Here is a 24,023-nt window from a genome sequence, read left to right as displayed (position 1 = left end):
TGCACCTGCCCGGGCAACTGTCTATCATTATACCTTATTCAATATCCCGGCGATGTTAACAAAGCCTTACAACTGTGAAACTTCTATGAATTTTTCTTTTTGCCGGGGCTGCTCGCAAGAGTCCTGAGCTGTTTTACCTCATGGGCTGTCAGCTCTCTCGCATCACCTGCGCTCAATCCCTGCAGTGTAAGAAAGCCGTAGCGCTCCCTTTTGAGCTTCATGACCGGGTGCCCGATGGCCTCAAGCATCCTTCTGACCTGACGGTTCCTTCCTTCATGGATGACCAGTTCAACGATGGCTGTGTTCTTTTGTTTGTCGATTGAAAGCACCTTGACTCTTGCCGGAGCTGTCTTGCCGTCCTCCAGGCGGACACCCCTTTCAAGGCTTTTCAGTTTTTCCCTGGGTGGTATTCCTTTTATCTTCGCCACATATACTTTTTCGACTTCGTTTTTCGGATGCATGAGCAGATTGGCAAATTCTCCGTCATTGGTCATCAGCAGGAGTCCCGATGTGTCAAAATCAAGCCTGCCGACAGGGTAGACCCTCTCCTTGATCTGAGGGAGGAGATCAGTTACGACCTTCCTTCCCTTTTCATCCGTCACACTTGAAATAACCCCTCTGGGCTTATACAGCAGGATATACACAGGCTCTTCCCTTTCAACCGGGATCCCGTCCACTTCCACCCTGTCTGAAGAAGAAACTTTCAGTCCAAGTTCTTTTACAACTTTCCCATTCACTCTAACATGGCCCTCTGCAATCAGCTGTTCCGCTTTACGTCTCGATGCAATCCCAGCATGGGCAATCACTTTTTGAAGCCTTTCCATTTATGTCACCTCAATAAAATACTTATGGCATTTTTTTGTCCATCTTATGAATTATGACACAAACCAGCCCATTTTCAAAGCAGCCGATATTAAAAGTATACTGAAAACAGAATGAGGCTTCACTGGAACCACAAAAAGGGCGCCTTTTCCGGCGCCCTTCCCTTTCTTAACCAAATACAAGCATGACAACTGCTATCGCTGCAATAAAGCCGACAAGGTCTGCCAGGAGGCCCACCTTCAGAGCATCCCCCATTTTCTTAATGCCTACAGCCCCGAAGTAGACTGTCAGCACATAAAAGGTCGTATCTGTGCTTCCCTGGAGCGTCGAGGCGAGCCTTCCGATAAAAGAATCCGGCCCATGGGCAGCAATCAGGTCACTTGTCATGCCAAGTGCCGCAGTGCCTGATATCGGCCTGATGATGGCGAGCGGGGCGATTTCAGGCGGGACTCCGATCGCTTCCATTGCCGGCCTGATAAAACCCATCATGAATTCAAGCGCTCCTGAAGCCCTGAAGACAGTAATGGCCACCAGCATCCCGACTAAAAAAGGGATGATGGAAACAGCGATCTTGATTCCTTCCTTGCCGCCATCCACAAAGCTCTCATATGTAGGGACTTTTTTATAAGTACCGTACAACAGGATAAAACCAATCAGCACCGGGATAAACCATAATGAGATTAAAGAGACAATTTCCATGCATGCTCATCCTTTACGGGTTCGTCTGTAATAAAAGTACCTGTCGATCAAGATTGCCCCGAGTGTTGAGCAAAAGGTGGCAATCAAGGTCGGCCCGACAATTTCAGTTGGGGAGGCAGAGTGATAGTTCATCCTGATGGCAATCACCGTTGTCGGAATGAGTGTCAGGCTTGAGGTATTGATGGCCAGGAAGGTAATCATCGACCTGCTCGCCTCGGTTTTCCCTCCATTCAGAGCTTTCAGCTGCTCCATTGCCTTTATTCCAAGGGGTGTGGCCGCATTGCCCAGCCCAAACATATTTGCCATCATGTTTGATAAAATATAGCCCATTGCAGGATGATCCTTTGGCACGTCAGGAAACAGCCTTGTCACGACCGGCCTGAAAAGAAAAGCCAATTTCTTCAGAAGCCCTGCATCTTCGGCAATCTTCATCATACCCAGCCAGAATACAAGGATGCTGATGAGCCCGATGCAAAGGGTGACCGCTTCTTTCGCCCCGCTGAAGACCGCTTCATTTACTTCGGCCATTGTGCCGTTGAAAATGGCAAAAACAATCCCGATCACGGTCATGGCAACCCAAATGATATTAACCATCAGTTTTCACTCCAGCAATCGTCATGAAGATGTTCTTAAAGAAATCAAAAAAAGATTTTTCTTCTTTCCTGGGCTCTTTTTCAAAGTAAATCGGCAAACTTTTCACTTGCTTGTTTTCAAAGTAAATAATGGCCCTTCCGACCACATCGGGGAAATCCTTGTCTTCCTTCCAGCTGTCCGAAGGCTTCAGCATCTTGTATTCGACGCGGAATAAGTCTTTTTCACCTTCAGATGCAGGAAAGCTGTAGTCTGTCTTCAAGTAGGCTTTCTTTTCATAGGCAGTATCCTCCAGCTCCCGGACTTCCCCTTGTTCAACAACTTTTTTGAGCGAATATTCCTTGAACCCGCTCTCATACATGCCGATATGGTCGTTCCAGTCATCCGGGCCATTCAGCGTGACTGCAATCAGGTCCAGACCATCTTTTGAGGCTGTGGTGACCAGCGTCCTTTTGGCACGTTTTGTATATCCCGTTTTTCCCCCGGTGCAATATTCATACATTTCAGTGAGGAGGCGGTTCTTATTTTTCCATACCCTGTCCCAGCTTTCATTCGGATTCGGCGCCCGATGCATCTTTGTCCCTGCTATTTTCCTATATGTTTCATTGTTCATCGCATACCTGGTCAGGACGGCCATGTCATAAGCGGTAGAATAATGATCCTCATGGTCATCCAGCCCGTGCGGATTGGCAAAATGTGTATTCATCATGCCGATTTCTTCAGCCTTTTGGTTCATTAAGTATACAAACCCTTCAAGGCTTCCCCCGACATATTCGGCAATTGCCACCGCCGAGTCATTACCGGACCTGAGCATAAGCCCGTAAACCAGGTCCTCCAATAGAATTTTTTCTCCCGGCTGCAGATAAATGGATGATCCTTCTGCCCGTACAGCCCTTTCACTCACCTTCGCCTTTGTATCCAGCTTCCCGGATTCAATGGCCAGGATGGCGGTCATAATCTTCGTTATGCTTGCAATCCTTTTCTTCGTATAAGCATCCTTCTCATACAGGATCCTCCCGGTGCTTTGCTCCATCAGTATGGCGCTGCCTGAGCTGGCCGAATAGGCAGCTTGTGCCTTTACAGGCAGATTCGCTGCCAGGACAGCTGCTATGCAGGGTAATAGCATCCATCTAAACAATCTGTTCATTCTCCAAAACCCCGTCTCCTAATATGTTTGTACAAGTTTATGCGAGTTGGGACAGGTTATGACTAAAAATGAAAAGCACCGGGCATCCCCTTCTAAGCTGCACAATGGCACCTCTGCCTTACCCAATAAAAAAAGGAATGGCCTCCTGCCATCCCCAAACTCCTAAAAGGGCTTCCATTTCAGCTGGCTTGCTTTTTGGAACCGTTCCTCTGCGTCTTTCCAGTTCACAATATTCCACCAGTTATTAACATAATCGGCACGGTTATTTTTGTACTGCAGATAGTAGGCATGCTCCCAGACATCAAGGGCAAGAATTGGGATCGTATCCCACTGGGTGAGCAGCATATGCCTTTCCGATTGAAGGATTTCAAGATGCCTTGACCGCGGTGACCAGACAAGGATTGCCCAGCCGACACCTTCCACCTGTTTGGCTGCTTCAGAAAAATGCTTCTTGAACTGCTCAAAGCTTCCAAAATACTTTTCTATCTCTCCCAGCAGGGCACCAGATGGCTTCCCTCCTCCAGATGGGCTCATATTATTCCAGAAAATAGTATGGAGATAATGGCCTGAGCCATGAAATGCCAGCTCTCTTGACCAATGCTTGACAAGTTTAAAATCGCCTTCTTGCCGTGCTTTTTCGAGCATTTCCTCTGCCCGGTTCAGTCCATCAACATATGACTGATGGTGCTTGGTGTGATGCAGCCTCATGATTTCCCCTGAAATATACGGTTCAAGGCTGTCATAGCCATATGGCAGCGGCGGAAGGGAATGGCCGCCTGCGGGAATAAAAGGTTCATTGATAAAAATATTGCCGACAGGCTGCCTTCTGGCAAAATACTGTTCAACATCGTTATGAAGTTCATCCACACGGGACTGGAGTGCATTCAGCTCCTCTACATCAAGCTGCCCGTCAAGCTTCTCAATCACTCCCGAGAATTTATCCAGCTTTACCCATAGTTCTGCGTCTTTCTCCACATCCTCCGATTCCAAAAATCTCTTCATTTCCTCATTCCAATTGAATACATCCTTGATATAATCGTGAAACTTGCTCAATCCTTTCCCTCCTATCTATCTTCCTCCTTTTCCATTGATATGTACGATGTTAAAATATTTGCTTATCCCAAACGAAATTTGTACATGTCCACTCCCAGCGGCCTTGGTGTATAAAAAAAAGCCGCCTCGCCGGCAGCCTTTGTTTTATTTGGATTGGATCATTTTCGTCCGGTAATCTGTTTCATAGTATTCAAGCTCTTCCCGGATCCTTTGGAACTCACTTTCCAGGCTGTCAAAGATCCCCTTCATGCTTTCAGGGACCTCTCCCTGAAACTTAATGGAATTTTTCCCGGTATAAGCAGAGCGGCTGTTTTCGAACCATGCATCATTTTTCGGAGAGAAAAATTCGTCAATGCACTGATGGTAGATGCGGTAAAGCGTCTTTTCTGCCGCAGGCTTCGGGAAAGGCTCATTTTTCAGCAGTACACTGCAGGCATCAAGTCCTTCCTCACAGAAAACAAGCAGTTTTCTCAGATTCCCCAAAACCATTTTATAATAATTCCGGTCCCCGTCCTTTTCCTTTAAGAGGCCGGAAAGTGTTGTTTCATTTAGATAGGCTTCCAATTCTGAAACAGTATTTCCCAGGAATTTTTTCACTTCTTCTGTCTGCGATTTAACGATTGTGTTCGCCATAGTTACACCCCTTCAGATTGCAGGCTGATGCCATGCTTTTTCTTGCTACGCGGCTTGCCCTGCATGCCATTTCAGACAGCTCCAGACAGCCTCTCAATGTATAGGACTTCCTTATTTTGAATCCAGGCCAGGCTTCATCAGGCTGCTTCATTAAGCTTGCTGATGATTGAAGAAATCAAGAGGCGAAGCGATCTTAAAACCTTTCTCCTCTTCTACGCCATGGAAAACCTCCCTTAATCTGCCGAAATCCAGCTTGTCAAAATAGGACTCAAATTCAGCCTTGTTATTTATGTATACTCTTTTTCTGTCCCGGAATCCCGTTTTTTTCAGCAGACATGCAAGCGCCACTAAATCCCTGAAAGCCACTTCCCTGCCGCCTGCCTTGAACACCGGGTCCGAGCCAAATGGTGTGAAGCTTTCCATGGATTCTTCAAAATAGCGTACATACAGTATATGGAGGGACTTTTCCTGCCCTTCCTCCATATACACCACCTCGCTCCTGTTAAAGAAATCCTCAGAAGTGTTCGGCATTTCTTTCTCCAATTCATACCCTCTGCAATGCTTTATAAACAATCCAGACACTCCCCGGCTTATGCACTGCTGCGGGAGCAGGCACAGCTAAATGATATAAAGCAGGATGCTAAAAGTGAGCTTCGGACAATCTAGCTATATTTTATCATATGGGCTGCCTGAATGTGTCAGAAAAATCAATTATCTAAGGTTTCCTGAAACTTTTCGAAAAATAAATCTGCCTCATCCCGGGCATATTCATCCTCGTCATTTTCTGTCAATGGAGGAAGCTCGTCTATACTCTTCAAACCGAAATAATCAAGAAATTCCTTTGTGGTGGCATATAAATAGGCCCTGCCTGCCCCCTCTGCCCTTCCTGCTTCTTTTATCAAAGCCTTGGCAGCCAGCGTATGGAGCGGCCTCTCTGTTTTCACACCCCTGATTTCTTCTATTTCCATCCTTGTGATCGGCTGTTTGTAGGCGATGATGGCAAGGGTTTCCAGAGCAGCCTGTGACAGGGAGCCTGTCCCTGGGGTCTCCACCAATTTCTTAAGATAATCTGAGTTCTCCTTCTTCGTGACCAGCTGGTAGGTGCCGGCAAACTGGGCCACTGTAATGCCCCTCGTGTGATCATCCTCGCAGGACTGGATAAGCTCCTGCAAAATGGTTTCCGCCTGGCTTTCATCCATCTCCAGCACCTCGGCGATCTGCTTCAAGGATAACCCTTCATCTCCGGCTGCAAAAAGCAGGCTTTCTGTTATCCCTTTCCAATTTACGATTTCCAAAACTTATTGATCCTCCCTTGCAGATACAAAAATCTCTGCAAAATTATGTTCCTGATTCAGCTCGATTTGTTTTCTCTTCATCAATTCCAGCACAGCGAGGAAGCTGACGACAAGATGTTCTTTTTCGTCGGAAGGAAACAAATCGTAAAAGCTTGTCTTCACCCTTGACCGCTGAAGCTGAACAAGGATTTCATCCATCCTTTTCTCAATGGGTATTTCCTGCCTTGCCACCTTTGCGGTGACAGGCTTTTGGAGCTTCTTTCTCCGCATCAGCTTCTGGAATGCCCCCAGCACATCGTACAGAGACACATTCAGATCTGACTTTTCAGGCTGCACGTCTTTAGCATAATCCGATAAATCGCTTGGCGGTTTTGTAAACATCAGTCCGCGCTCCTGCTCCTTGGTTTTGAGCTCTGCTGCAGCTTCTTTATACTTCTTATATTCTACAAGTCTTTCAACAAGCTCGTCACGGGGATCTTCTTCCCCTTCCTCCATATCAAACCCATCATCCAGCTGCTCTTCCTCATGCTTTGGAAGAAGCATTTTGCTCTTAATGGCAAGCAGGGTAGCCGCCATGACAAGAAATTCACTCGCAACGTCAAGCTCGAGCTCTTTCATTGTATGTATATAAATAAGGTACTGTTCAGTAATCTCTGCTACTGGTATATCGTATATATCTATTTCAAGGCGATTGATTAAATGAAGAAGCAGGTCAAGAGGCCCTTCAAACGCGTCAATCTTCACATTATACTGCATATTTCCACCATAATTTCTAATTTTGAATTTTTGCCTGATGCTGCGCCGAACACAGGCAGGTTCCCGCCTGTAAATGGCTATTACTAGTATAGAGGATTCCATTCTGTTATCCAATAGAAAAATACAGACAAACTTCCAGAAAGCCGGGGAACGAAATCCCTTCCATTCGAGCTTTTTTCCATGCGCCCAGACATTATGGCCCATTCCTGCATAAGATGCATTTGTAAAGAAAAAACGCAGACTATATAGGAGGTATCGGTTATATGTCAGAAGCAGTTGCAGGTTACGGTTACGGAGGCGGCTTCGCCCTGATAGTGGTATTGTTCATTCTGCTGATCATCGTGGGAGCATCCTGGTGCTTCTAAGACTATAGACTGAAGGCCCGGCATAAGCCGGGCTTTCTTCTTGATTCATTTGTCCCCCGCACCGTTGCAAGCCGGAATATGATAAAATAGGGGCAAAATGTCAGTCACCAGGGCAAAGTGGAGGTCAACATGTATCCTGAAGAATATTTAAAATATCTTGTCCATTTCCATGCAGACCGCGATTATTTCGAATGCCATGAAGTGCTTGAAGAATACTGGAAAGAAGCAGACCCGCGGAATAAGGACTCTGTCTGGGTAGGCCTCATTTTGTTCGCTGTTTCCGCCTATCATCATCGCCGGGGCAACTTTAAGGGTGCAGAACGGACACTGCGGAAAGCCCGGTCTATTTTGGACAAGGTCCCCCTGCAGCTAAAGGAGCTTGGGATCAGCGGAGAGGAATTCACGATGCAGATAAGCGGCAGATTGGAGGGCATTGCCAAAGGGGAACCTTATTCAAGCCCTTCCATCCCCCTGGCTGATCCGGAGCTTGCCCGTCTATGCATCAGCAAGGCAGAATCCCTTGGACTTATCTGGGGGAGCCCAAGTGATCTTTCAGACCTGATGCTCATTCACCGGCATTCGATGAGAGACCGGACGGATGTCATCCTGGAGCGGAAAGCTGCATTGGACGCCCGCAATGATACCGAATAATAAAAGGCAGAGAACCTGGGTTCTCTGCCTTTTCAGCATTCATCGTCCGTGCACTTGTCTACAAACGGTTCTGTATTTTCGTTGCTGACGAGCTTCCTGTCAGGATACAGATCCCTCAAAGCCTTGACCATTGCTTTTCCGATGCCCTGCTGGCGATGTGAAGGACTTACGGAAATATGCTGTATTTCCATTGCAGGGCCGTCCAAGAAAGAAACCCCGATCAGCCCTGTTATATCATCCTGCTTCCATAGGAACAGCTGCCAGCCGTCATCCGACTCATACTGCTTCATCGTCTGCTGCAGCCTCTTCAGATCCTTTTCATTTGGCATAAATGATAATAAGCCCATGGCAATCTTTTCGAATGTCTTTTTATATCGAATTAGCATAATTATCCCTCATTAAATAAAACATTTCCAAACTATCTTTTCCCAATTAGCCATTGTCTAAACTATATGGCGGCTAGTATATGATATGTAAGAAAGCATTTTTGTTGCAGGTTCCACTAATATTACTATGATACAAAAATTTAATCCAGGCAGCAATCATATAGATCGAATCAGGACCCAGGCACAATGACCAGCCAGTAGATGAATCCCCAAATCAGCCCGATGGCCAGGAAAAAAGAGAAAAGCAGCCAGTTATTCTTCTTCATCGTATACACTTGCCTCCAATCGCCAAACTCCTTTTTTATTCTACACTAAATGCGTTTTTTTATCTATCCCGCTGGGAAAATAGGGACTATTGGATGCGGGGGGATGAATTTTTCCCGAAACTTTTATATCATTATGTACGTCTATTAATATAGGGTCTTGCCTTGCGTATACAAGATTAGGAGGAACATTATGCTTAAAAGATGCAAACATATAATGCTGCTTGCCCTTGCTCTGATGCTGATTCTGCCAGCGGGAGCTTCAGCAGACATGGCCGAAGGAGATATGATCGTCACCCTTGGCGAAAACCTTTCCGAAGAACAGAAAAACGCCCTGCTTGCCGAGATGGAAGCGCCAAAGGATGTCATGACCATCACTGTGTCAAATGAAGAGGAACATCAATATCTGGGCAGCTATATCAGCAAGGCGCTCATTGGCACAAGAGCCATTTCTTCTTCAGCGGTAACAATCGCCAAAGCCGGCTCAGGACTTGAAGTAGAGACGAAGAATATCAACTGGGTAACAGACGAAATGTATATCAATGCCTTGATCACAGCCGGTGTAAAAGATGCTGAAATCTATATTACCGCTCCTTCGCCTGTTTCCGGGACCGCTGCCCTGACCGGTATTATAAAGGCATATGAAATCTCAGCAGATGAGACAATACCTGAGGAAGTCAAACAGGCAGCCAATGAAGAGATGGTCGAAACGGCCAAGCTTGGCGATTCGGTCGGGAATGAAAATGCTGCGGCACTGATAGCAAAAATCAAAGAAGAAATCAGCAAAAATAAACCTGCCAGTGATGAAGAGCTCCAGAGCATCATCGAAAATGCGGCAAAGGACCTTGGCATCACCCTGACAGATAAAGAAATGCAAAGCCTGATTGACCTGTTCAACAAACTGAAAGACTTGAACATTGACTGGAACCAGGTCGGAGATCAGCTTGATAAAGCAAAGGACAAGATCACAAAGTATCTCGAAAGTGAAGAAGGCCAGGGCTTCCTGGACAGCCTGAAACGCTTTTTCTCAAGTGCCATTGACGCTATTAAAGCTTTCTTCTCATAAAAAAATGGAGATCCTTAAAGCACTGCCTCAAAAAAGCAGCCATTCGGCTGCTTTTTTTCTTAGTTCTTGATTTTTTCCTGAAGAGGCAGATCAAGCCGGATTAAGTCTTCGAAGCTTTCCCGCTTGACGACAAGGCGCGCCTCTCCATTTTCCACGAATACAACCGGCGGCCGCGGGATGCGGTTATAGTTGTTGGCCATAGAATATCCGTAGGCTCCTGTACAGAATACAGCCAGAAGATCCTCCCGCTCGGCTTTCGGCAAAGGCAGATCCCATATCAGCATATCGCCTGACTCACAGCATTTGCCGGCAATGGAGACCGTTTCTTCCGCTTTCTCCAGGGGCCGGTTGGCAAGCACAGCTTCATATTTCGCCTGATAAAGGGCTGGACGGATATTATCGCTCATGCCTCCATCCACCGCCAGGTAATGGCGGACATTTGGGACATCCTTTCTTGAGCCTGTCTTATACAGAGTTGTCCCTGCATCGCCGACAAGCGAACGCCCTGGCTCGATCCAGATTTCAGGCATTTCCATCTTGAAGCTGCCGGCCAGCTTTTTCACTTCGCTGATGATTTCTTCAACATATTTTGAAGCCGCAATCGGCGCGTCTTCATCTGTATAGCGGATGCCAAAGCCCCCGCCCAGATTCAGCACAGCCGGTTCATAGGCAAGCTCTTTTTTCCAGATTGACAGTTTTTCAAATATTTTCTCGGCCGCAAGAATAAAGCCGGTCGTTTCAAAGATTTGCGATCCGATATGGCAGTGGATGCCCAGTGTTTCGAGCCATGGGGAGGATATTGCCTGCTTGAGCGCTGTTTCAGCCTGTCCATTTTGCAGATCAAAGCCGAATTTGGAATCCTCCTGCCCTGTCAGGATATAATCGTGGGTGTGCGCCTCGATTCCCGGTGTCACACGCAGCAGAATCTTTGTTTTCGTGTTTTTGCTTTTGCAGACTGATTTAAGCAGTTCCAGCTCATCGAAATTGTCTACAACGATGCAGCCGACTCCATAGTGAAGCGCCATCTCCAACTCTTCCCTGCTTTTGTTATTGCCATGAAAATGAATTCTTTCCACAGGAAACTCTGCTGCCAATGCTGTATAAAGCTCTCCGCCTGAAACTACATCAAGCGACAGCCCTTCTTCTTCAGCCAGCTGAATCATGGCAATAGAAGAAAATGCTTTGCTCGCATAAGCAACCTGGGATTTTACCCCGAGCTCTTCGAATGTCTGCCTGAAGCCCCTTGCCCTTTCACGAATCAGTGCCACATCATATACATAAACCGGTGTCCCGAATTGCTTTACCAATTCAACGGTATCCATACCGCCGATTTCCAAATGAGATTGTCCATTTACTCTTGCTGTCCCATGAAAAAACATGCTTACTCCCTCATTCCCTCTATACTGTTACTCTTATTATAGACTGCCGCGGCCGCTTTTTCACACCCCCGGAATATTCCTGGCTATATAAAATAGACAGTCCCCGTTTCTGAACTGTCTATTTCAGCTTCTTTAGTCCTTTATTTAGTTAAAAACTTACCATAATTCCCGGAAAACTGCAATTGGTATTAGCATAATATTCAATTTTTAGCCGGCTGTTTAAACCGGTTTTTCGCATGGACGATGCTTGGCCTGATTTTCGAGCCCGGGACAGACCTTCTGATCAGGATCTGTAAAAATGCTTTCGGGCTGAAAGGCAGCAGCGGCCATAAATATGGCGTGTTCAATGATTTTATGCTCGCCAGCAGGAGGATGAACACTGTTATGCTTATAATGAAACCCGGTGTATGGAAGAGAGCGACAGCAATCAGGATGGCAAGCCTGGCCATTTTATTGGCTATGCTCAGTTCATAGCTTGGGGTCGCAAAGGTTCCGATGGATGCAACAGCCACATAGAGAATGACCTCAGGCACAAACAGGCCGACATCAATGGCAATCTGACCGATCAGGACGGCTGCTATCAATCCCATAGCCGTTGAGAGAGGTGTAGGCGTATGGATGGCAGCAATCCTGAGGAACTCGATTCCAATATCGGCCAGGAAGATTTGTATGACGATAGGTATATTTGTCTTGTCATTCGGGCCGATGAACTTGATGGCATCCGGAAGCAATTGCGGCTCCAGTGTGAATAAAAACCATAATGGCAGCAGGAATAAAGAGGCAATCAGCCCGACAAAGCGGATCCAGCGGATGAATGTGCCGACTGCCGGCGACTGCCTGTATTCCTCAGCATGCTGCAGATGGTGGAAAAAGGTTGTCGGCGTAATGATCACACTTGGCGATGTATCAACGAAAATCAGGACATGCCCTTCCAGCAGATGGGTCGCCCCGACATCGGCCCTTTCTGTATAACGGACGAGCGGATATGGATTATAGCCTTGCTTTAAAAGAAATTCTTCAACCGTTTTATCTGCCATTGTCAGTCCGTCGATATCAATCGATTGAATCTCCTGCCTGACCACTTCAATCAAATCTGTACTGGCGACGTCCTTAATATAAGCAATCGCTATATCGGTTTTGGAGCGCTCCCCGATCCGCATGATTTCAAAGCGGAGCCGCTCATCCCTGATCCGCCTTCTGGTCAGGGCGGTATTAACAATAATATTTTCTACATAGCCATCCCTTGAGCCCCGCACAACTTTCTCTGTATCAGGCTCCTCCGGTGTTCTGCCGGGATAGCTTCTGACGTCGACAACAAGACCCGTTGTCTCCCCTTCGGTCAGTATGACAATCAGGCCGGACAGCACCTGGTCGACCAGCTCATCCATCGTTTCAATCGGCTGCACCGACTGATTGACAATGCGGTTTTTCACGATATTGAAAACGTTTGAGGACAGTTTCTCATGATCATTGATTTCTACGAGCTCTTCAAGGATTTGGGTGATAAAAGACGTATCACATAATCCATTCACATAATATATCTGAATTTCTTTCTTCAGGATCTGCAGCTTCCTGACACCGAGATCAAAGCTGACGCCAAGCCCAATGCGCTCCTTCATAAAGTCTTCGTTTCTGCCGGGTGATTCTGAAATAGGGGTTTTGTTTTTCTTTTTAGTTTCCGCCATAAAATCCGCTCCTTTCCAGAATGAGTTCCACTGCCTTTTTGGTGATGGGAGAGCCTTTTTCATAATGGTCTCTTCGTGACATCTTTCCGATATCGCCGATTCCGACAATCAGGGGGACATCCAATTCATCAAGGCAGTAGACTGTATCCCCGTTCATTTTTCCAATTTCCATTTCAGGAACCCCGAGCTTATCAACACCATACGGAGTAAGCTCACCGTATCTGTCGACACATACATCCACATGCGTCCATTCCGCCTGTCTTGTTTTTGAAGCAACTGCTATTACACCCAGCACTTCAATATCTTCATGCCCTGCCACATATTTAAGGGCCATTTCACCAAGCCCCTCGCCGACATAGCCGGAGTCATCAAACATGACAAGCACTGGGTCATTGGGGGCTTTTTTAATCATCTTTACAATATCAGGGCCTGACAAAACAGATGGATTCCCGTGGGACATAGAGATGCATCTGCCGCCAATATCCTTCGCTACATGCTCTGCAGTCCTTCTTGCATACTCATCGCCATCTGTAATCAGTATGACCTTCCTCCGTTCATCCATTGCTTTGATGTCCTTTCGCTTTACATAGTCAGTCTACAAAATACATCCAGTGGAACAGCGATCCAAATACTTTCCCGAATACAATGGCCATCAGCAGAACAACTATTTTGCCGTCAATCCCAAGCCTTTTGGCCAGCAGCGGCAGGACGTTAAGCACTTCTGTAAGTGCTGCCGCCACCATTCCTACAAAAATCCCGCCTGCCAGACCGAAAAGAACAAGGATAAATCCCGGAAAGTAAAGCCGCGGGTCCTGAAGGCTTGCAGATGTTCCTGCAACCGCCCCGATTACAACCGCCCATTCATAGTGATGAATCATTTTCATTGTCTTTGACAGCTGGGTCAGCCTCGGAATGATCCCCAGCACAGTCAGAAACGCCACAAATCCTGCCCCCACAGAGACGCCTCCCGCAAATCCCAGGAAAATGACGATAATGATGCTAATGGTCATCAAGGTTCTTCATGCTTTCTTTATTTTCATGCATGATGACATAGCGGTCGAGATCCTGCTGATAATTGAACATTTCAACCTCCAGCGGGCTGGGCTCTTCATTGAGCCTTTTTTTGAAAACATGATTAAAGAAAATAATCATGCCAAGTCCAAGGCCAAGAGAATAGGGAATTTGGAACAGCAGGGGCTTTTTCTCCACTTTGCCGGTGATGATTGTATAAATCCGCTGATGCACTGTCTGCATGCTGACATCTTCATGGAAATTCATGATTGTCAGTGCGGCACCAAAAAACAGCAAAAACCAGATCAGCAGGAAAAACGCTGTGGATGCTTTTTTCTTTTTATAGATCACCTCAATGATTGTCTGGGAGGGACCGACAGCCTGTATATCGAGCTGCAGCTTTTCTGCGGCAATGGCCTGGATCACCTGGACAATGTCAATGACAATAATATTCCGGTCATGATCTGAAACGTGATGGATGGAAAGATTCCCTAACCGTTCATAAAGTGTTTCATCTGCAATAATCAAGGCAATATCCTTTAGCTGGACGGAAGCCTGCGGACGCACTTGAATACGGTTCCTGAGCCGGACATAAACCGTTTTTTCCATTATGATCACTTCCCAAACAGTGTTTTCCTTGTATAAATAGTATTCGTAATAAAATTCCAATCATGATGACCAAAAATTGGGGATAATGGAAAGCCGCCCTGGATTGCCCGGAAGCCAGCCGGTGCACAAAAAAAAAGACCGGATGGATTCACATATCCATTCGGTCTTTCATCTGCTGCAGGATTTTCTTTTCAAGCCGGGAGACCTGCACCTGTGATATCCCCAGCCTTGCTGCCACTTCAGACTGCGTCTGATCTTTATAATATCTTAAGTAAACAATCAATCTTTCCCGTTCATCCAGCTCGCGGATCGCCTCTTTGAGGGCAATCTGGTCAAACCACTTGCCATCATTGCCATCATCGATCTGATCCAGCAGTGTGATAGGGTCGCCGTCGTTTTCATATACGGTTTCATGAATGGAGGATGGCGTCCTGCTTGCTTCCTGGGCGAGGATGATATCCTCAGGAGGGATTTCCAGATAAGCAGAAAGCTCTGTTACAGTCGGAATCCTTCCAAAAGTCTTGGTCAGCTCGTCTTTTGCTTTGCGGATTTTATTTCCCATTTCCTTCAGGGAGCGGCTCACCTTCACAGTTCCATCATCCCGGATGAAACGCTGTATCTCCCCGATGATCATAGGAACGGCATAGGTAGAAAACTTCACATCATAGCTCAAATCAAATTTATCAACCGACTTCAGCAGGCCGATGCAGCCGATCTGGAATAAATCATCCGGCTCATACCCTCTGTTGAGAAAACGCTGGACCACTGACCAGACAAGCCTCATGTTTTTCTGGACAATCGTGTCCCGTGCCCCCTGGTCTCCTGCCTGGCTTTTTTGTATGAGCTCTTTTACCTCGTGATCCTTGAGATACGTCTGGGTCTTATCTGTCTTTACCTCCACATCCATAGCATGACTCCCTTAATTGCATAGCATTTTACTGTTTGATAAATGCTTCCTTAAACGGATTTCGGTGCCTTCTCCTGGGTGTGAGCGAACTTCTATCTCATCCATGAAATTTTCCATGATTGTAAAGCCCATGCCGGAACGTTCCAGCTCTGGTTTGGTTGTAAACAGCGGCTGCCTGGCCTCTTCCACATCCCCGATCCCAAGGCCTTCATCTCTGATTGTCATATCAATATAGCCGTCCTCAATGCTGACAGAAATATAGACAATCCCTTTGCTGTCATTGTCATAGCCATGGATGATCGAGTTGGTAACAGCCTCTGATACGACCGTCTTGATTTCAGTCAGTTCATCCATTGTCGGGTCCAGCTGGGCAATGAAAGCCGCGACGGTCACACGGGCAAAGGACTCATTCTGGCTCAAAGCGCTGAATTGAAGATTCATTTCGTTTTTCATTGTCAGGCAACCCCCAATCGCTGAAGTGCAAATTCCTCAGTCGGCTCAAGACGGATGATTTTAAACAGGCCGGACATATCGAATAGCCTCTGTACCGCCGGTGAAATGGCACAGACGACCATCTCGCCGTGAAGCTGCTTAATCTGCTTATACCTGCCCAGGATCACTCCAAGGCCTGAGCTGTCCATAAAGGATAATTGCTCCAGATTGAGGACAATATGGCGAATCCCATATGATTCTATGGCGTTTGTTGCCTTTTCCCTTAATTCATCTGCCGAATGATGGTCCAATTCTCCGCTTAAGCGAATGCACAGCACATCATTTTTTACTTCCAATCCAATCATCAGACTCATGACTGTTAGCCTCCTTCTCTGCTGCCGGAACCCTTTACAGATCCGGCCGGCCGTCCATGCCCTGATCTCCCTGCATGGATCAAGCCTTACTAGAGAGTCAATTTCGCTGAAGGAGGCCTTTATTCCTTCCTGGAGGCAAAACTAGTGCGGTTTCGCTAAATTTTCCTTGATGCGCCTTTTTTTCGACATCAATTCGATTTCATGAAAATGCCGAGAGCCCGTTTATAGAGCGTCCACCATCCTGCTTCTTTCACTTCGCTTTTGGCCACCAGCGGACTTTCCACGATTGTCTTCCCATCTTTTTCAACTTTCAGCGTACCAATTTGATCGCCTTTAGCGATTGGGGCTTTAAGATCTTTTTTCAGGACGACAGTTTTCTTGACTGCCTTTGTATCTTCGCCTTTTTTGGTCAGCAGGGAGATCGGCTCGCTTGTCAAAGCTTCCACCTGCTTTTTCTCGCCTTTGCTCACTTTGGCAGATCCAAGAGCTTCATTCCGCTTGTACATTGGATGTGTCTCATATTGGCTGAAGGCATAATCCAGCATCTTGGTTACCTGAGCATTTCTTTCTTTTGATGTCGGAGCACCAAAGACTACTGCGATTACACGCATCCCATTTTTCTCAGCTGTAGCCGTCAGGCAATATTTCGCTTCATTTGTAAAACCTGTCTTCAAGCCGTCAACCCCTGGATAGAAGCGGACAAGCCTGTTTGTATTGACCAGCCAGAATTTCTTGTCTGTATCTTCCCTCAAATAAGCTTCATATGTTCCGGTAAACTTGGTTATACCTTCGTATTTCAGCAGTTCCTTTGCCATTAGGGCCATATCATGGGCTGTGCTGTAGTGCTCGGTTACAGGCAGGCCAGTCGCATTCTTGAAAATCGTGTCCTTCAAGCCAAGGTCCTTCGCTTTCTTATTCATCAGCTTGACGAATTCTTCTTCTGAACCGGCGAGCCTTTCTGCCATGGCAACAGATGCATCATTTCCAGATCCGATGGCAATCCCCTTCAGCATCTGTTCTGTGGTCATCTCTTCACCAGGTTCAAGGAATATCTGCGAGCCGCCCATGGATGCTGCATATTCACTTGCCCTGATCTTTTCATCCATGGAAAGCTTACCCTTATCAATCGCTTCCATTATTAAAAGCATAGTCATGATCTTAGTCATGCTTGCCGGGGGCAGCTGTTCTTTGCTGTTCTGCTCATATAAAACGGCCCCGGTATCCCGCTCAATCAAAATCGCCGATTTTACGTTGTCAACCAGCTTGACGCCGCTCTCTTCGGCTAAGGCTGCCGGTGCCATCATTGCTGATAATAAAACAAACACCATTATAGAAACGATACGCTTCATCACATAACCCTCCATTCTTTATAGCCTCCATTTTTTCCAAAGGATACAAATTTATACAATAAATTGGAGGAGCTGCAGTTTTTATTTTACATGATGCGTTTCAGATGGAATGCTAAGTTCAGGGACTGCAACTCAGAGGATTTCTTTAATGGCGGGAAGGGTGAAGAATTTTCGGCACTTGGGCTGGCACTGCGGATGGGATATGCATGTGGGACGAATCAAGCCATAAAAAAGCTGCAACCCTTCAGGATGCAGCTTTTCCATACAGTCTTATTCAGTTATTTCTTCATGCACCAGTACAGGAGCATCTACTTTGGCAGCTTTGATTTTGATATTCTTGTAAAGGCGCTCTTTGACTTCTTCTACATCCTCGAAGTTGCTGTAGATGGTGGCAAGCGATTCTCCTTTAGAGACAGTGTCGCCGATTTTCTTGCGGAGCATCAGGCCGACAGCAAGGTCAATTTCAGACTCTTTTGTCGCCCTGCCTGCACCAAGTACCATGGCAGCCGTTCCCACTGCATCTGCTACGATTTCAGAGACATAGCCGTCCTCTTTGGCATCAAGCTCGTATACATATTTAGCCTGCGGCAAACGGGAAGGATCATCGACAACAGATGCGTCCCCTCCCTGTGAGCTGAGGAAGGTTTTCATTGCTTCAAGGGCGGATCCGTCCTTGATTGCCTGCTCCAGCATTTGACGTGCCTGAGCCGGAGTTTCTGCCTTTTCAGCAAGAACAACCATATGGCTTCCCAGTGTAAGGCACAGCTCGGTCAAATCTTCGGGCCCTTCGCCCCTTAATGTATCGATCGCTTCTTTCACTTCCAAAGCATTGCCGATGGCAAAGCCCAGCGGCTGGCTCATGTCTGAAATGACAGCCATCGTTTTGCGCCCGACATTGTTCCCGATTCTTACCATGGCTTTCGCAAGCTCTCTTGAATCCTCCAGTGTCTTCATGAAGGCGCCTGCCCCGGTTTTTACATCAAGGACAATCGCATCTGCACCGGCTGCAATCTTTTTGCTCATGATGGAGCTTGCAATCAGCGGGATGCTGTCAACCGTTGCTGTCACATCGCGGAGGGCATATAGTTTCTTATCCGCCGGCGTGAGGTTTCCGCTCTGTCCGATGACAGCAATCTTGTTCTGATTGACCAGCTTGATGAATTCCTCGTTCTCTATTTCTACATGGAAGCCTTCAACCGCTTCCAGCTTGTCGATAGTACCGCCTGTATGGCCAAGGCCGCGGCCGGACATCTTCGCGACCGGTACGCCGACAGCTGCTACAAGAGGGCCGAGCACCAGCGTAGTTGTATCGCCGACTCCCCCTGTGGAGTGTTTGTCGACTTTAATGCCCTCAATTTTTGACAGATCGATTTGATCCCCGGATTCTACCATGCTCATCGTCAGGTCGGCTCTTTCATTTTCTGTCATGCCCTGGAAAAAGATTGCCATTGTCAAGGCACTGATCTGATAGTCAGGAATTGAACCATCAGTATAGCCTTTTATTATGAATTGGATTTCTTCCGAAGACAGCTCTTTGCCGTCGCGTTTCTTTTCTATCAAGTCCACCATTCTCATATTCGTCACCACTTTTTCTTTATTTAAGCACCAAACTGGCGTACAAGCTCTTTCACATAAGAGAGGAAATTCGCCTTTACTTTTTCAGTCGTTTCAATTACTTCCTCATGGTTAAGCGGCTGATCCAGTATGCCTGCTGCCATATTGGAAATGCAGGAAATGCCGAGTACCTTAAGGCCCGCATGCCTTGCCACGATTACTTCAGGCACTGTTGACATGCCGACTGCATCACCGCCCATCGTGCGGAGCATCCGCACTTCTGCAGGCGTTTCATATGTAGGGCCGGTATTGCCAACATATACACCCTCCTGGATGCTGATATTCAGCTTGCCTGCAATCTCTCTTGCCTGCTGGCGCAGCTCCCTGGAGTATGCCTCAGACATATCAGGGAAACGGACGCCAAGCTTGGAGTCATTAGGTCCGATCAGCGGATTGCTTCCCATATTGTTGATATGGTCCGAGATAAGCATTAAATCTCCTGGTGCAAAGCTTTCATTGACACCGCCGGCAGCATTTGTCACAATCAGGATTTCCACTCCGAGCTCTTTCATGACTCTTACAGGGAAAGTGACCTTGTCGAAGCTGTAGCCTTCGTAATAGTGGAAGCGCCCTTGCATCGCCACAGCCTGCACACCGTTCAGAAGGCCGAATACAAGCTGGCCTGCATGCCCTTCAACTGTTGAAACAGGAAAATCAGGGATTTCATTATAAGGAATTTTTACTGGCTGTTCGATTTCCTCTGCCAGGACACCGAGCCCGGAACCGAGGATCAGGCCGATTTTAGGCGTTTCTCCATACTTTTCTTTTAAAAATTTTGCTGCATTTTGAATTTTTCCATAGTCCATTTTATAATCCCCTTTTTATCAGACTGTACTGAGCTGGCTGAACGGCCATGGCCTTCGGCTGCCAATCTCCATTAATGTCTCAGCATGTCAGTGTTTAAAATCTTGACCCGGGTTTACAATTCACCCAGGAAGCTTTTCCCGAACTTTGGCGCTTCCACAGCAAAGTTTTCGGCTACAGTTGCGCCGATATCAGCGAATGTCTGCCTGACCGGCAGCTCTTTTCCGCCTGTCATACCCTTGGAATAAGCCAATAATGGGACATATTCACGTGTATGATCTGTCCCGGGGTGGACCGGGTCATTCCCATGGTCAGCTGTAATGATGAGCAAATCATCTTCCTTCAGCTTTTCAAACACTTCCGGAAGGCGCGCATCATATTCTTCCAGCGCTTTCCCGTAGCCCTCCGGGTCCCGTCTATGTCCGAAAAGGGCGTCAAAGTCCACAAGATTCAAGAAGCTCAGGCCTGTGAAGTCCATATCCATCGTTTCGAGGAGCTTATCCATCCCGTCCATATTAGAGACAGTACGAAGTGACTTTGTCACACCTTCGCCGTCATAGATATCGGAAATCTTTCCGATGGCCAGTACATCCAGGCCGCCATCCCTCAGCTCATTCATGACAGTCCTGTCAAATGGCTTCAGGGCATAATCATGCCGGTTCGCAGTGCGCTTGAATTCACCCGGCTGCCCGATGAAAGGACGGGCTATCACTCTTCCAACCATGTATTTTTCATCAAGTGTCAGTTCTCTGGCAATTTTACAGATCGTGTACAGCTCATCAATCGGTACAATCTCTTCATGGGCTGCAATCTGAAGGACCGAGTCAGCCGAGGTATAAACAATCAGGGCCCCTGTCTTCATATGCTCTTCCCCAAGCTCATCAAGGATCTCAGTTCCGCTGGCCGGTTTGTTCCCAATGATCTTTCTGCCTGTGCGGGCTTCAAGCTCTGACAAAAGCTCATCCGGGAAGCCTTCAGGGAATACCCTGAACGGTGTCTCGATATTCAGCCCCATGATCTCCCAATGCCCTGTCATGGTGTCTTTTCCGTTTGATGCTTCCTGCATCTTTGTATAAGAAGCGAGCGGCTTCTCTGCTCTTTCAATACCTTTGATTTCTTTGATGTTGCTGAGGCCCAGTTTGCCCATGTTCGGCATGTTCAGCCCGTTCATCCTTTCAGCGATATGGCCAAGCGTATCAGAACCCTTGTCGCCGAAACGCTCAGCATCCGGCGCTTCGCCTATTCCCACCGAATCCATAACAATTAGAAAGATTCTTTTATATGTATGCGAATTCATGTGATCTCCTCCTAAACATGTACACGTTTTCAATTTATTTTACAAATATATGTTACCCTTTTTCAAAAGTATTAACCTGGAAGAGGTTTATAATCGTCAGAAGTCTGACATCTATATTCTACAAAACTAATAGCCTAAAAAACAAGAAAAAACTGCTTTAAATTCAGCAGTTTTATCAGATTTATTTTTTTGCAGATTTAAAACCCCGGTTTTATCAGGCCCGGGGATGGAATTTCGAATATACATCCTTCAGCCTTGTTTTCGTGACATGGGTATATATCTGGGTTGTCGATATGTCCGCATGACCGAGCATTTCCTGTACTGCCCGCAAATCAGCTCCATTTTCCAGCAGATGGGTGGCAAATGAATGCCTTAAGGTATGAGGGGTCAGTTCTTTTTCGATGCCCGCATCGCCTGCAAGCTTTTTCAGTATTTTCCAGAACCCCTGGCGGGTCAGCTGCCTGCCATGATGGTTCAAGAACAAGGTATCATCTCTGCGGCTTTTTGAAACAAAATTCGGCCTTCCATGCAGAAGGTATCTTTCAATGGCTTCTGAAGCTGTTTTCCCGATCGGGATGATTCTTTCTTTATTTCCTTTCCCGATGCAGCGGACAAAACTCATTGTCAGGTGGACATCGCCTATCTGCAGTCCGATCAGTTCACTGACCCTGATGCCTGTTGCATACAGGAGCTCAAGCATCGCTTTGTCGCGGAGGCTGTAATGGCTCGAATCTGACGGCGATTCCAGGAGGGTTTCCACTTCTGCCATGCTTAGAACCTTAGGAAGGCTTCTTTCCTGCTGCGGCGACTCAATATGTACAGATGGATCATTTTCGCATGCCTTCTCCCTCAGCAGGAACTGATGGAAGGCACGGATGGAAGCAATATGCCTGGCAAGGGTCTTGGCAGATTTCCCCTGTTCCTTCAGCCTTTTCAGAAACTGGACGATATGGACTCTTTGGACTTCATTCAAACTGGCAAGCCCTTCGCTTTTCACAATGAATTTAAGATAATTTTTCAAATCCCGTTCATAAGAGACAATTGTATTATTGGCCAGTCCCTTTTCAATCAATAAAAAGTGCACAAAATCTTTCAGCCTGTCTTCCATTTATGCATTACTCCCCATTCAGGTAAAACAGAATCAGTCTGTCAAACCAGTCGGTTTCATCAGAAACTGCATCACCAGATACCCTGACGGCGCTGCCCTCCGGCTCATCATAGCGGTGATAGCTCTGATATTCTTCATTTAACCACAAAAGCCCGTAATAAAAAAGGATTGTACATCCCGTAAACAGGACAAATACCTTCAATGTTTTAAACGTCATAGTCATCCAGGATCTCATCATTCTTCCTCCAGCTGCATTCTATAATAAAAGATATGCCAAGCTGGACAAGATTTATACCTCACTGGCTAAAGCTTTTGGCCATTCAAGCTGTTTTTTGGAGAATAATAAAAACCTTTTCCGGTTAAAAGAAAAGGTTCCAGTCATTCAGCCTCATCAGCGCTGTCTTCTTTATCCTGGCAGCGGTAGCAGATGCCATGAAATGTCAGGCGGTGATCTTTTATCTTAAAGTTCCAGTCACGCTCGACAATCGCTTCGACATCCTCAAGAAGGTCATCCTGGATTTCATCTACTGCCCCGCATTCTATGCATACTAAATGGTGGTGGAAATGTGCGGCGCCTTCCTGCCTCAGGTCATAGCGGGAAACTCCATCACCAAAATTGATTTTATCGACAATTTTCAGTTCAGTTAATAGCTCCAGTGTGCGATAAACGGTCGCCAGGCCTATCTCAGGCGACTTCTCTTTGACAAGGAGGTATACATCTTCCGCGCTCAGATGATCTTCTTCATTCTCCAGCAGCACACGGACTGTAGCTTCACGCTGCGGTGTTAATTTATAGCTTGACGAATGCAGCTGTTTTTTAATTCTATCTATTCTAGTCTCCATCCCGTAAAGTCCCTCCCTCGCACTGTCAGTTCTCATTATAACAGATAGGGAGATGTTTTCAAAATAAAATCATTATAAATAAGAAGATACAAATATTATATTAAAATATATTAATTATCATCTTATAATGAATCAAAATAAGCGATCAAGGTTTTACACTGCTGACAACTGATTTCATCAAAGCCGGGGAAAGATAGGCTTCTATGCCGGCAGCCACTGATAATAATACAACTGCCGCACAAAACACCGCCAGGTATTTCCCAAACATAGGCACGACTGGCTGGCCGAGATTTTTCATGAATTGCCTCCTGATCATTTTTAAAGACAGGGCCACTGTCAGCGCTGCGGTTATTATAAAGACCGGAATGATGATGATATTCTGGGGCATGACCGACACAAAGGAAAGCAGGAATCCATCCCAGCCCATCCTGTTCACAAGAAAGCCGACCGTGAATCCGACAACCATCCCTTTCATAAATAAAAGCACAAGAATGACCGGCAGGCCGATGATCGAGATGCCGAGAAGCCACATCAGGCCGATGAACTTGCTGTTATGAAACAGGCTTTGGATAAAAAGATCATGTGATTCAGCTACAGTGCCGGCCGATACCTGTCCAAAAAATTGCGATAGGTAGTAATATAAATCTTCCTTTTGATTGAAGCTCAGGCTGTTCACCACTACGGCTCCAAAAATGACCCCCATCAGAAACAGGACGATGACGAATAAGTAAATCGAGGAATGCTCACGGAAATGATTGGCTGCAAAGTTCTGGTACATACGTTTCTTCATTGCTCTTCCTCCTGTAGAATCTATTACTACATCCTATGCTGGAAAGAGCAGTCTATGACAGGATTCTATCATTTTGCCATTATTTAAAAAATAT

The 24,023-nt window shown here is 46.5% G+C and carries 29 protein-coding genes; 3 read left to right on the top strand and 26 right to left on the bottom strand.

The annotated features are described in order from the left end of the window. Positions 1–83 precede the first annotated feature (83 nt). The 9 genes from LCM00_RS09600 to LCM00_RS09560 all read right to left on the bottom strand — a co-directional run bounded on the left by LCM00_RS09600 (position 84) and on the right by LCM00_RS09560 (position 6,996). The gene (locus LCM00_RS09600; protein ID WP_224900753.1) at positions 84–824 is read right to left on the bottom strand and encodes a pseudouridine synthase; all 741 of its coding nucleotides are present in this window, start codon (positions 822–824) and stop codon (positions 84–86) included. A gap of 166 nt (positions 825–990) precedes the next feature. After that, on the bottom strand, positions 991–1,521 hold the full coding sequence (locus LCM00_RS09595) for a spore maturation protein (protein ID WP_129612016.1): 531 nt from the start codon (positions 1,519–1,521) through the stop codon (positions 991–993). Positions 1,522–1,527: 6 nt separating this feature from the next. Then, on the bottom strand, positions 1,528–2,115 hold the full coding sequence (locus LCM00_RS09590; protein WP_129612017.1) for a nucleoside recognition domain-containing protein: 588 nt from the start codon (positions 2,113–2,115) through the stop codon (positions 1,528–1,530). Continuing rightward, complete coding sequence (locus LCM00_RS09585; RefSeq protein ID WP_224900750.1) at positions 2,108–3,238, bottom strand: D-alanyl-D-alanine carboxypeptidase family protein; 1,131 nt, start codon at positions 3,236–3,238, stop codon at positions 2,108–2,110. Before LCM00_RS09585 ends, LCM00_RS09590 begins: the two co-directional genes overlap by 8 nt. Before the next feature lie 183 nt (positions 3,239–3,421). Then, positions 3,422–4,312 (bottom strand): superoxide dismutase, encoded by an 891-nt coding sequence (locus LCM00_RS09580; protein ID WP_224900747.1) that lies wholly within the window; start codon positions 4,310–4,312, stop codon positions 3,422–3,424. Positions 4,313–4,456: 144 nt separating this feature from the next. Next, the gene (locus LCM00_RS09575; protein ID WP_224900744.1) at positions 4,457–4,945 is read right to left on the bottom strand and encodes a YpuI family protein; all 489 of its coding nucleotides are present in this window, start codon (positions 4,943–4,945) and stop codon (positions 4,457–4,459) included. A gap of 150 nt (positions 4,946–5,095) precedes the next feature. Next, on the bottom strand, positions 5,096–5,518 hold the full coding sequence (locus tag LCM00_RS09570) for a hypothetical protein (protein WP_224900741.1): 423 nt from the start codon (positions 5,516–5,518) through the stop codon (positions 5,096–5,098). A 134-nt stretch (positions 5,519–5,652) separates the two neighbouring features. Then, on the bottom strand, positions 5,653–6,240 hold the full coding sequence (gene scpB, locus LCM00_RS09565) for an SMC-Scp complex subunit ScpB (protein ID WP_224900738.1): 588 nt from the start codon (positions 6,238–6,240) through the stop codon (positions 5,653–5,655). A gap of 3 nt (positions 6,241–6,243) precedes the next feature. Further along, the gene (locus tag LCM00_RS09560; protein ID WP_129612022.1) at positions 6,244–6,996 is read right to left on the bottom strand and encodes a segregation/condensation protein A; all 753 of its coding nucleotides are present in this window, start codon (positions 6,994–6,996) and stop codon (positions 6,244–6,246) included. 263 nt (positions 6,997–7,259) lie between these two features. On the opposite strand from LCM00_RS09560, the gene LCM00_RS09555 reads away from it, so the two are divergent. Together LCM00_RS09555 and LCM00_RS09550 are read left to right on the top strand one after the other, a co-directional pair. Next, a complete protein-coding gene (locus tag LCM00_RS09555; protein WP_224900735.1) occupies positions 7,260–7,361 on the top strand; it encodes a YjcZ family sporulation protein in 102 nt (33 codons plus the stop codon). Between the two features lie 129 nt (positions 7,362–7,490). Further along, positions 7,491–8,012 carry a DUF309 domain-containing protein gene (locus LCM00_RS09550; RefSeq protein ID WP_224900732.1) on the top strand — a complete coding sequence of 174 codons (522 nt, stop codon included), beginning with the start codon at positions 7,491–7,493 and terminating at the stop codon, positions 8,010–8,012. 32 nt (positions 8,013–8,044) lie between these two features. Here LCM00_RS09550 and LCM00_RS09545 read toward each other — a convergent pair whose 3' ends face one another. Further along, entirely contained in the window at positions 8,045–8,398 is a 354-nt protein-coding gene (locus LCM00_RS09545; protein WP_224900729.1) for a GNAT family N-acetyltransferase, read from the bottom strand. Between the two features lie 456 nt (positions 8,399–8,854). On the opposite strand from LCM00_RS09545, the gene LCM00_RS09540 reads away from it, so the two are divergent. Further along, positions 8,855–9,727 (top strand): DUF1002 domain-containing protein, encoded by an 873-nt coding sequence (locus LCM00_RS09540; protein ID WP_224900727.1) that lies wholly within the window; start codon positions 8,855–8,857, stop codon positions 9,725–9,727. Positions 9,728–9,786: 59 nt separating this feature from the next. Here LCM00_RS09540 and lysA read toward each other — a convergent pair whose 3' ends face one another. The 16 genes from lysA to spoIIM all read right to left on the bottom strand — a co-directional run bounded on the left by lysA (position 9,787) and on the right by spoIIM (position 23,929). Further along, the gene (gene lysA, locus LCM00_RS09535) at positions 9,787–11,106 is read right to left on the bottom strand and encodes a diaminopimelate decarboxylase (RefSeq protein WP_224900725.1); all 1,320 of its coding nucleotides are present in this window, start codon (positions 11,104–11,106) and stop codon (positions 9,787–9,789) included. Between the two features lie 200 nt (positions 11,107–11,306). After that, positions 11,307–12,791, bottom strand: a complete 1,485-nt coding sequence (locus LCM00_RS09530; RefSeq protein ID WP_224900722.1) for a spore germination protein — start codon at positions 12,789–12,791, stop codon at positions 11,307–11,309. Continuing rightward, a complete protein-coding gene (locus LCM00_RS09525) occupies positions 12,778–13,353 on the bottom strand; it encodes a stage V sporulation protein AE (protein WP_224900719.1) in 576 nt (191 codons plus the stop codon). Before LCM00_RS09525 ends, LCM00_RS09530 begins: the two co-directional genes overlap by 14 nt. 28 nt (positions 13,354–13,381) lie before the next feature. Beyond that, positions 13,382–13,801, bottom strand: coding sequence for a stage V sporulation protein AB (locus LCM00_RS09520; RefSeq protein WP_009794763.1), 420 nt, complete (start codon positions 13,799–13,801; stop codon positions 13,382–13,384). Then, positions 13,791–14,411: a stage V sporulation protein AA gene (locus LCM00_RS09515; protein WP_022544158.1), complete on the bottom strand. Its 621-nt coding sequence runs from the start codon at positions 14,409–14,411 to the stop codon at positions 13,791–13,793. The genes LCM00_RS09520 and LCM00_RS09515 overlap by 11 nt, the downstream gene beginning before the upstream one ends. 148 nt (positions 14,412–14,559) lie before the next feature. Beyond that, positions 14,560–15,318 (bottom strand): RNA polymerase sporulation sigma factor SigF, encoded by a 759-nt coding sequence (sigF, locus tag LCM00_RS09510; protein ID WP_224900716.1) that lies wholly within the window; start codon positions 15,316–15,318, stop codon positions 14,560–14,562. A gap of 12 nt (positions 15,319–15,330) precedes the next feature. Beyond that, the gene (gene spoIIAB / locus LCM00_RS09505; protein WP_224900713.1) at positions 15,331–15,771 is read right to left on the bottom strand and encodes an anti-sigma F factor; all 441 of its coding nucleotides are present in this window, start codon (positions 15,769–15,771) and stop codon (positions 15,331–15,333) included. Between the two features lie 2 nt (positions 15,772–15,773). Next, entirely contained in the window at positions 15,774–16,124 is a 351-nt protein-coding gene (gene spoIIAA / locus LCM00_RS09500; RefSeq protein ID WP_009794759.1) for an anti-sigma F factor antagonist, read from the bottom strand. A gap of 188 nt (positions 16,125–16,312) precedes the next feature. Then, positions 16,313–17,473, bottom strand: a complete 1,161-nt coding sequence (locus LCM00_RS09495) for a D-alanyl-D-alanine carboxypeptidase family protein (protein ID WP_224900791.1) — start codon at positions 17,471–17,473, stop codon at positions 16,313–16,315. Positions 17,474–17,743: 270 nt separating this feature from the next. Further along, the gene (locus LCM00_RS09490; RefSeq protein ID WP_224900710.1) at positions 17,744–19,048 is read right to left on the bottom strand and encodes a pyrimidine-nucleoside phosphorylase; all 1,305 of its coding nucleotides are present in this window, start codon (positions 19,046–19,048) and stop codon (positions 17,744–17,746) included. Between the two features lie 23 nt (positions 19,049–19,071). Further along, positions 19,072–19,893 (bottom strand): purine-nucleoside phosphorylase, encoded by an 822-nt coding sequence (locus LCM00_RS09485; RefSeq protein ID WP_224900707.1) that lies wholly within the window; start codon positions 19,891–19,893, stop codon positions 19,072–19,074. 113 nt (positions 19,894–20,006) lie between these two features. Beyond that, positions 20,007–21,188, bottom strand: coding sequence for a phosphopentomutase (gene deoB, locus LCM00_RS09480; protein ID WP_224900704.1), 1,182 nt, complete (start codon positions 21,186–21,188; stop codon positions 20,007–20,009). A 214-nt stretch (positions 21,189–21,402) separates the two neighbouring features. Continuing rightward, a complete protein-coding gene (gene xerD, locus LCM00_RS09475; RefSeq protein ID WP_224900701.1) occupies positions 21,403–22,296 on the bottom strand; it encodes a site-specific tyrosine recombinase XerD in 894 nt (297 codons plus the stop codon). A 7-nt stretch (positions 22,297–22,303) separates the two neighbouring features. Beyond that, complete coding sequence (locus LCM00_RS09470; protein ID WP_224900699.1) at positions 22,304–22,531, bottom strand: YqzK family protein; 228 nt, start codon at positions 22,529–22,531, stop codon at positions 22,304–22,306. 143 nt (positions 22,532–22,674) lie between these two features. Further along, a complete protein-coding gene (gene fur, locus LCM00_RS09465; RefSeq protein ID WP_224900697.1) occupies positions 22,675–23,139 on the bottom strand; it encodes a ferric iron uptake transcriptional regulator in 465 nt (154 codons plus the stop codon). A gap of 145 nt (positions 23,140–23,284) precedes the next feature. Then, a complete protein-coding gene (spoIIM, locus tag LCM00_RS09460) occupies positions 23,285–23,929 on the bottom strand; it encodes a stage II sporulation protein M (RefSeq protein ID WP_224900695.1) in 645 nt (214 codons plus the stop codon). Positions 23,930–24,023: the final 94 nt, after the last annotated feature.

It is taken from the genome of Bacillus infantis (assembly GCF_020171945.1).
GTDB classification, from domain to species: domain Bacteria; phylum Bacillota; class Bacilli; order Bacillales; family Cytobacillaceae; genus Bacillus_AB; species Bacillus_AB infantis_A.
This window is presented reverse-complemented; position numbering and strand designations above follow the sequence as displayed.

Excerpts from the sequence above, each read along its gene's own strand:
- LCM00_RS09600 (WP_224900753.1), bottom strand. The coding sequence starts at position 824 with ATGGAAAGGCTTCAAAAAGTGATTGCCCATGCTGGGATTGCATCGAGA.
- LCM00_RS09595 (WP_129612016.1), bottom strand. The coding sequence starts at position 1,521 with ATGGAAATTGTCTCTTTAATCTCATTATGGTTTATCCCGGTGCTGATT.
- LCM00_RS09590 (WP_129612017.1), bottom strand. The coding sequence starts at position 2,115 with ATGGTTAATATCATTTGGGTTGCCATGACCGTGATCGGGATTGTTTTT.
- LCM00_RS09585 (WP_224900750.1), bottom strand. The coding sequence starts at position 3,238 with ATGCTATTACCCTGCATAGCAGCTGTCCTGGCAGCGAATCTGCCTGTA.
- LCM00_RS09575 (WP_224900744.1), bottom strand. The coding sequence starts at position 4,945 with ATGGCGAACACAATCGTTAAATCGCAGACAGAAGAAGTGAAAAAATTC.
- LCM00_RS09560 (WP_129612022.1), bottom strand. The coding sequence starts at position 6,996 with ATGCAGTATAATGTGAAGATTGACGCGTTTGAAGGGCCTCTTGACCTG.
- LCM00_RS09555 (WP_224900735.1), top strand. The coding sequence starts at position 7,260 with ATGTCAGAAGCAGTTGCAGGTTACGGTTACGGAGGCGGCTTCGCCCTG.
- LCM00_RS09550 (WP_224900732.1), top strand. The coding sequence starts at position 7,491 with ATGTATCCTGAAGAATATTTAAAATATCTTGTCCATTTCCATGCAGAC.
- LCM00_RS09545 (WP_224900729.1), bottom strand. The coding sequence starts at position 8,398 with ATGCTAATTCGATATAAAAAGACATTCGAAAAGATTGCCATGGGCTTA.
- LCM00_RS09540 (WP_224900727.1), top strand. The coding sequence starts at position 8,855 with ATGCTTAAAAGATGCAAACATATAATGCTGCTTGCCCTTGCTCTGATG.
- lysA (WP_224900725.1), bottom strand. The coding sequence starts at position 11,106 with ATGTTTTTTCATGGGACAGCAAGAGTAAATGGACAATCTCATTTGGAA.
- LCM00_RS09530 (WP_224900722.1), bottom strand. The coding sequence starts at position 12,791 with ATGGCGGAAACTAAAAAGAAAAACAAAACCCCTATTTCAGAATCACCC.
- LCM00_RS09525 (WP_224900719.1), bottom strand. The coding sequence starts at position 13,353 with ATGGATGAACGGAGGAAGGTCATACTGATTACAGATGGCGATGAGTAT.
- LCM00_RS09520 (WP_009794763.1), bottom strand. The coding sequence starts at position 13,801 with ATGACCATTAGCATCATTATCGTCATTTTCCTGGGATTTGCGGGAGGC.
- LCM00_RS09515 (WP_022544158.1), bottom strand. The coding sequence starts at position 14,411 with ATGGAAAAAACGGTTTATGTCCGGCTCAGGAACCGTATTCAAGTGCGT.
- sigF (WP_224900716.1), bottom strand. The coding sequence starts at position 15,318 with ATGGATGTGGAGGTAAAGACAGATAAGACCCAGACGTATCTCAAGGAT.
- spoIIAB (WP_224900713.1), bottom strand. The coding sequence starts at position 15,771 with ATGAAAAACGAAATGAATCTTCAATTCAGCGCTTTGAGCCAGAATGAG.
- spoIIAA (WP_009794759.1), bottom strand. The coding sequence starts at position 16,124 with ATGAGTCTGATGATTGGATTGGAAGTAAAAAATGATGTGCTGTGCATT.
- LCM00_RS09495 (WP_224900791.1), bottom strand. The coding sequence starts at position 17,473 with ATGAAGCGTATCGTTTCTATAATGGTGTTTGTTTTATTATCAGCAATG.
- LCM00_RS09490 (WP_224900710.1), bottom strand. The coding sequence starts at position 19,048 with ATGAGAATGGTGGACTTGATAGAAAAGAAACGCGACGGCAAAGAGCTG.
- LCM00_RS09485 (WP_224900707.1), bottom strand. The coding sequence starts at position 19,893 with ATGGACTATGGAAAAATTCAAAATGCAGCAAAATTTTTAAAAGAAAAG.
- deoB (WP_224900704.1), bottom strand. The coding sequence starts at position 21,188 with ATGAATTCGCATACATATAAAAGAATCTTTCTAATTGTTATGGATTCG.
- xerD (WP_224900701.1), bottom strand. The coding sequence starts at position 22,296 with ATGGAAGACAGGCTGAAAGATTTTGTGCACTTTTTATTGATTGAAAAG.
- LCM00_RS09470 (WP_224900699.1), bottom strand. The coding sequence starts at position 22,531 with ATGAGATCCTGGATGACTATGACGTTTAAAACATTGAAGGTATTTGTC.
- fur (WP_224900697.1), bottom strand. The coding sequence starts at position 23,139 with ATGGAGACTAGAATAGATAGAATTAAAAAACAGCTGCATTCGTCAAGC.
- spoIIM (WP_224900695.1), bottom strand. The coding sequence starts at position 23,929 with ATGAAGAAACGTATGTACCAGAACTTTGCAGCCAATCATTTCCGTGAG.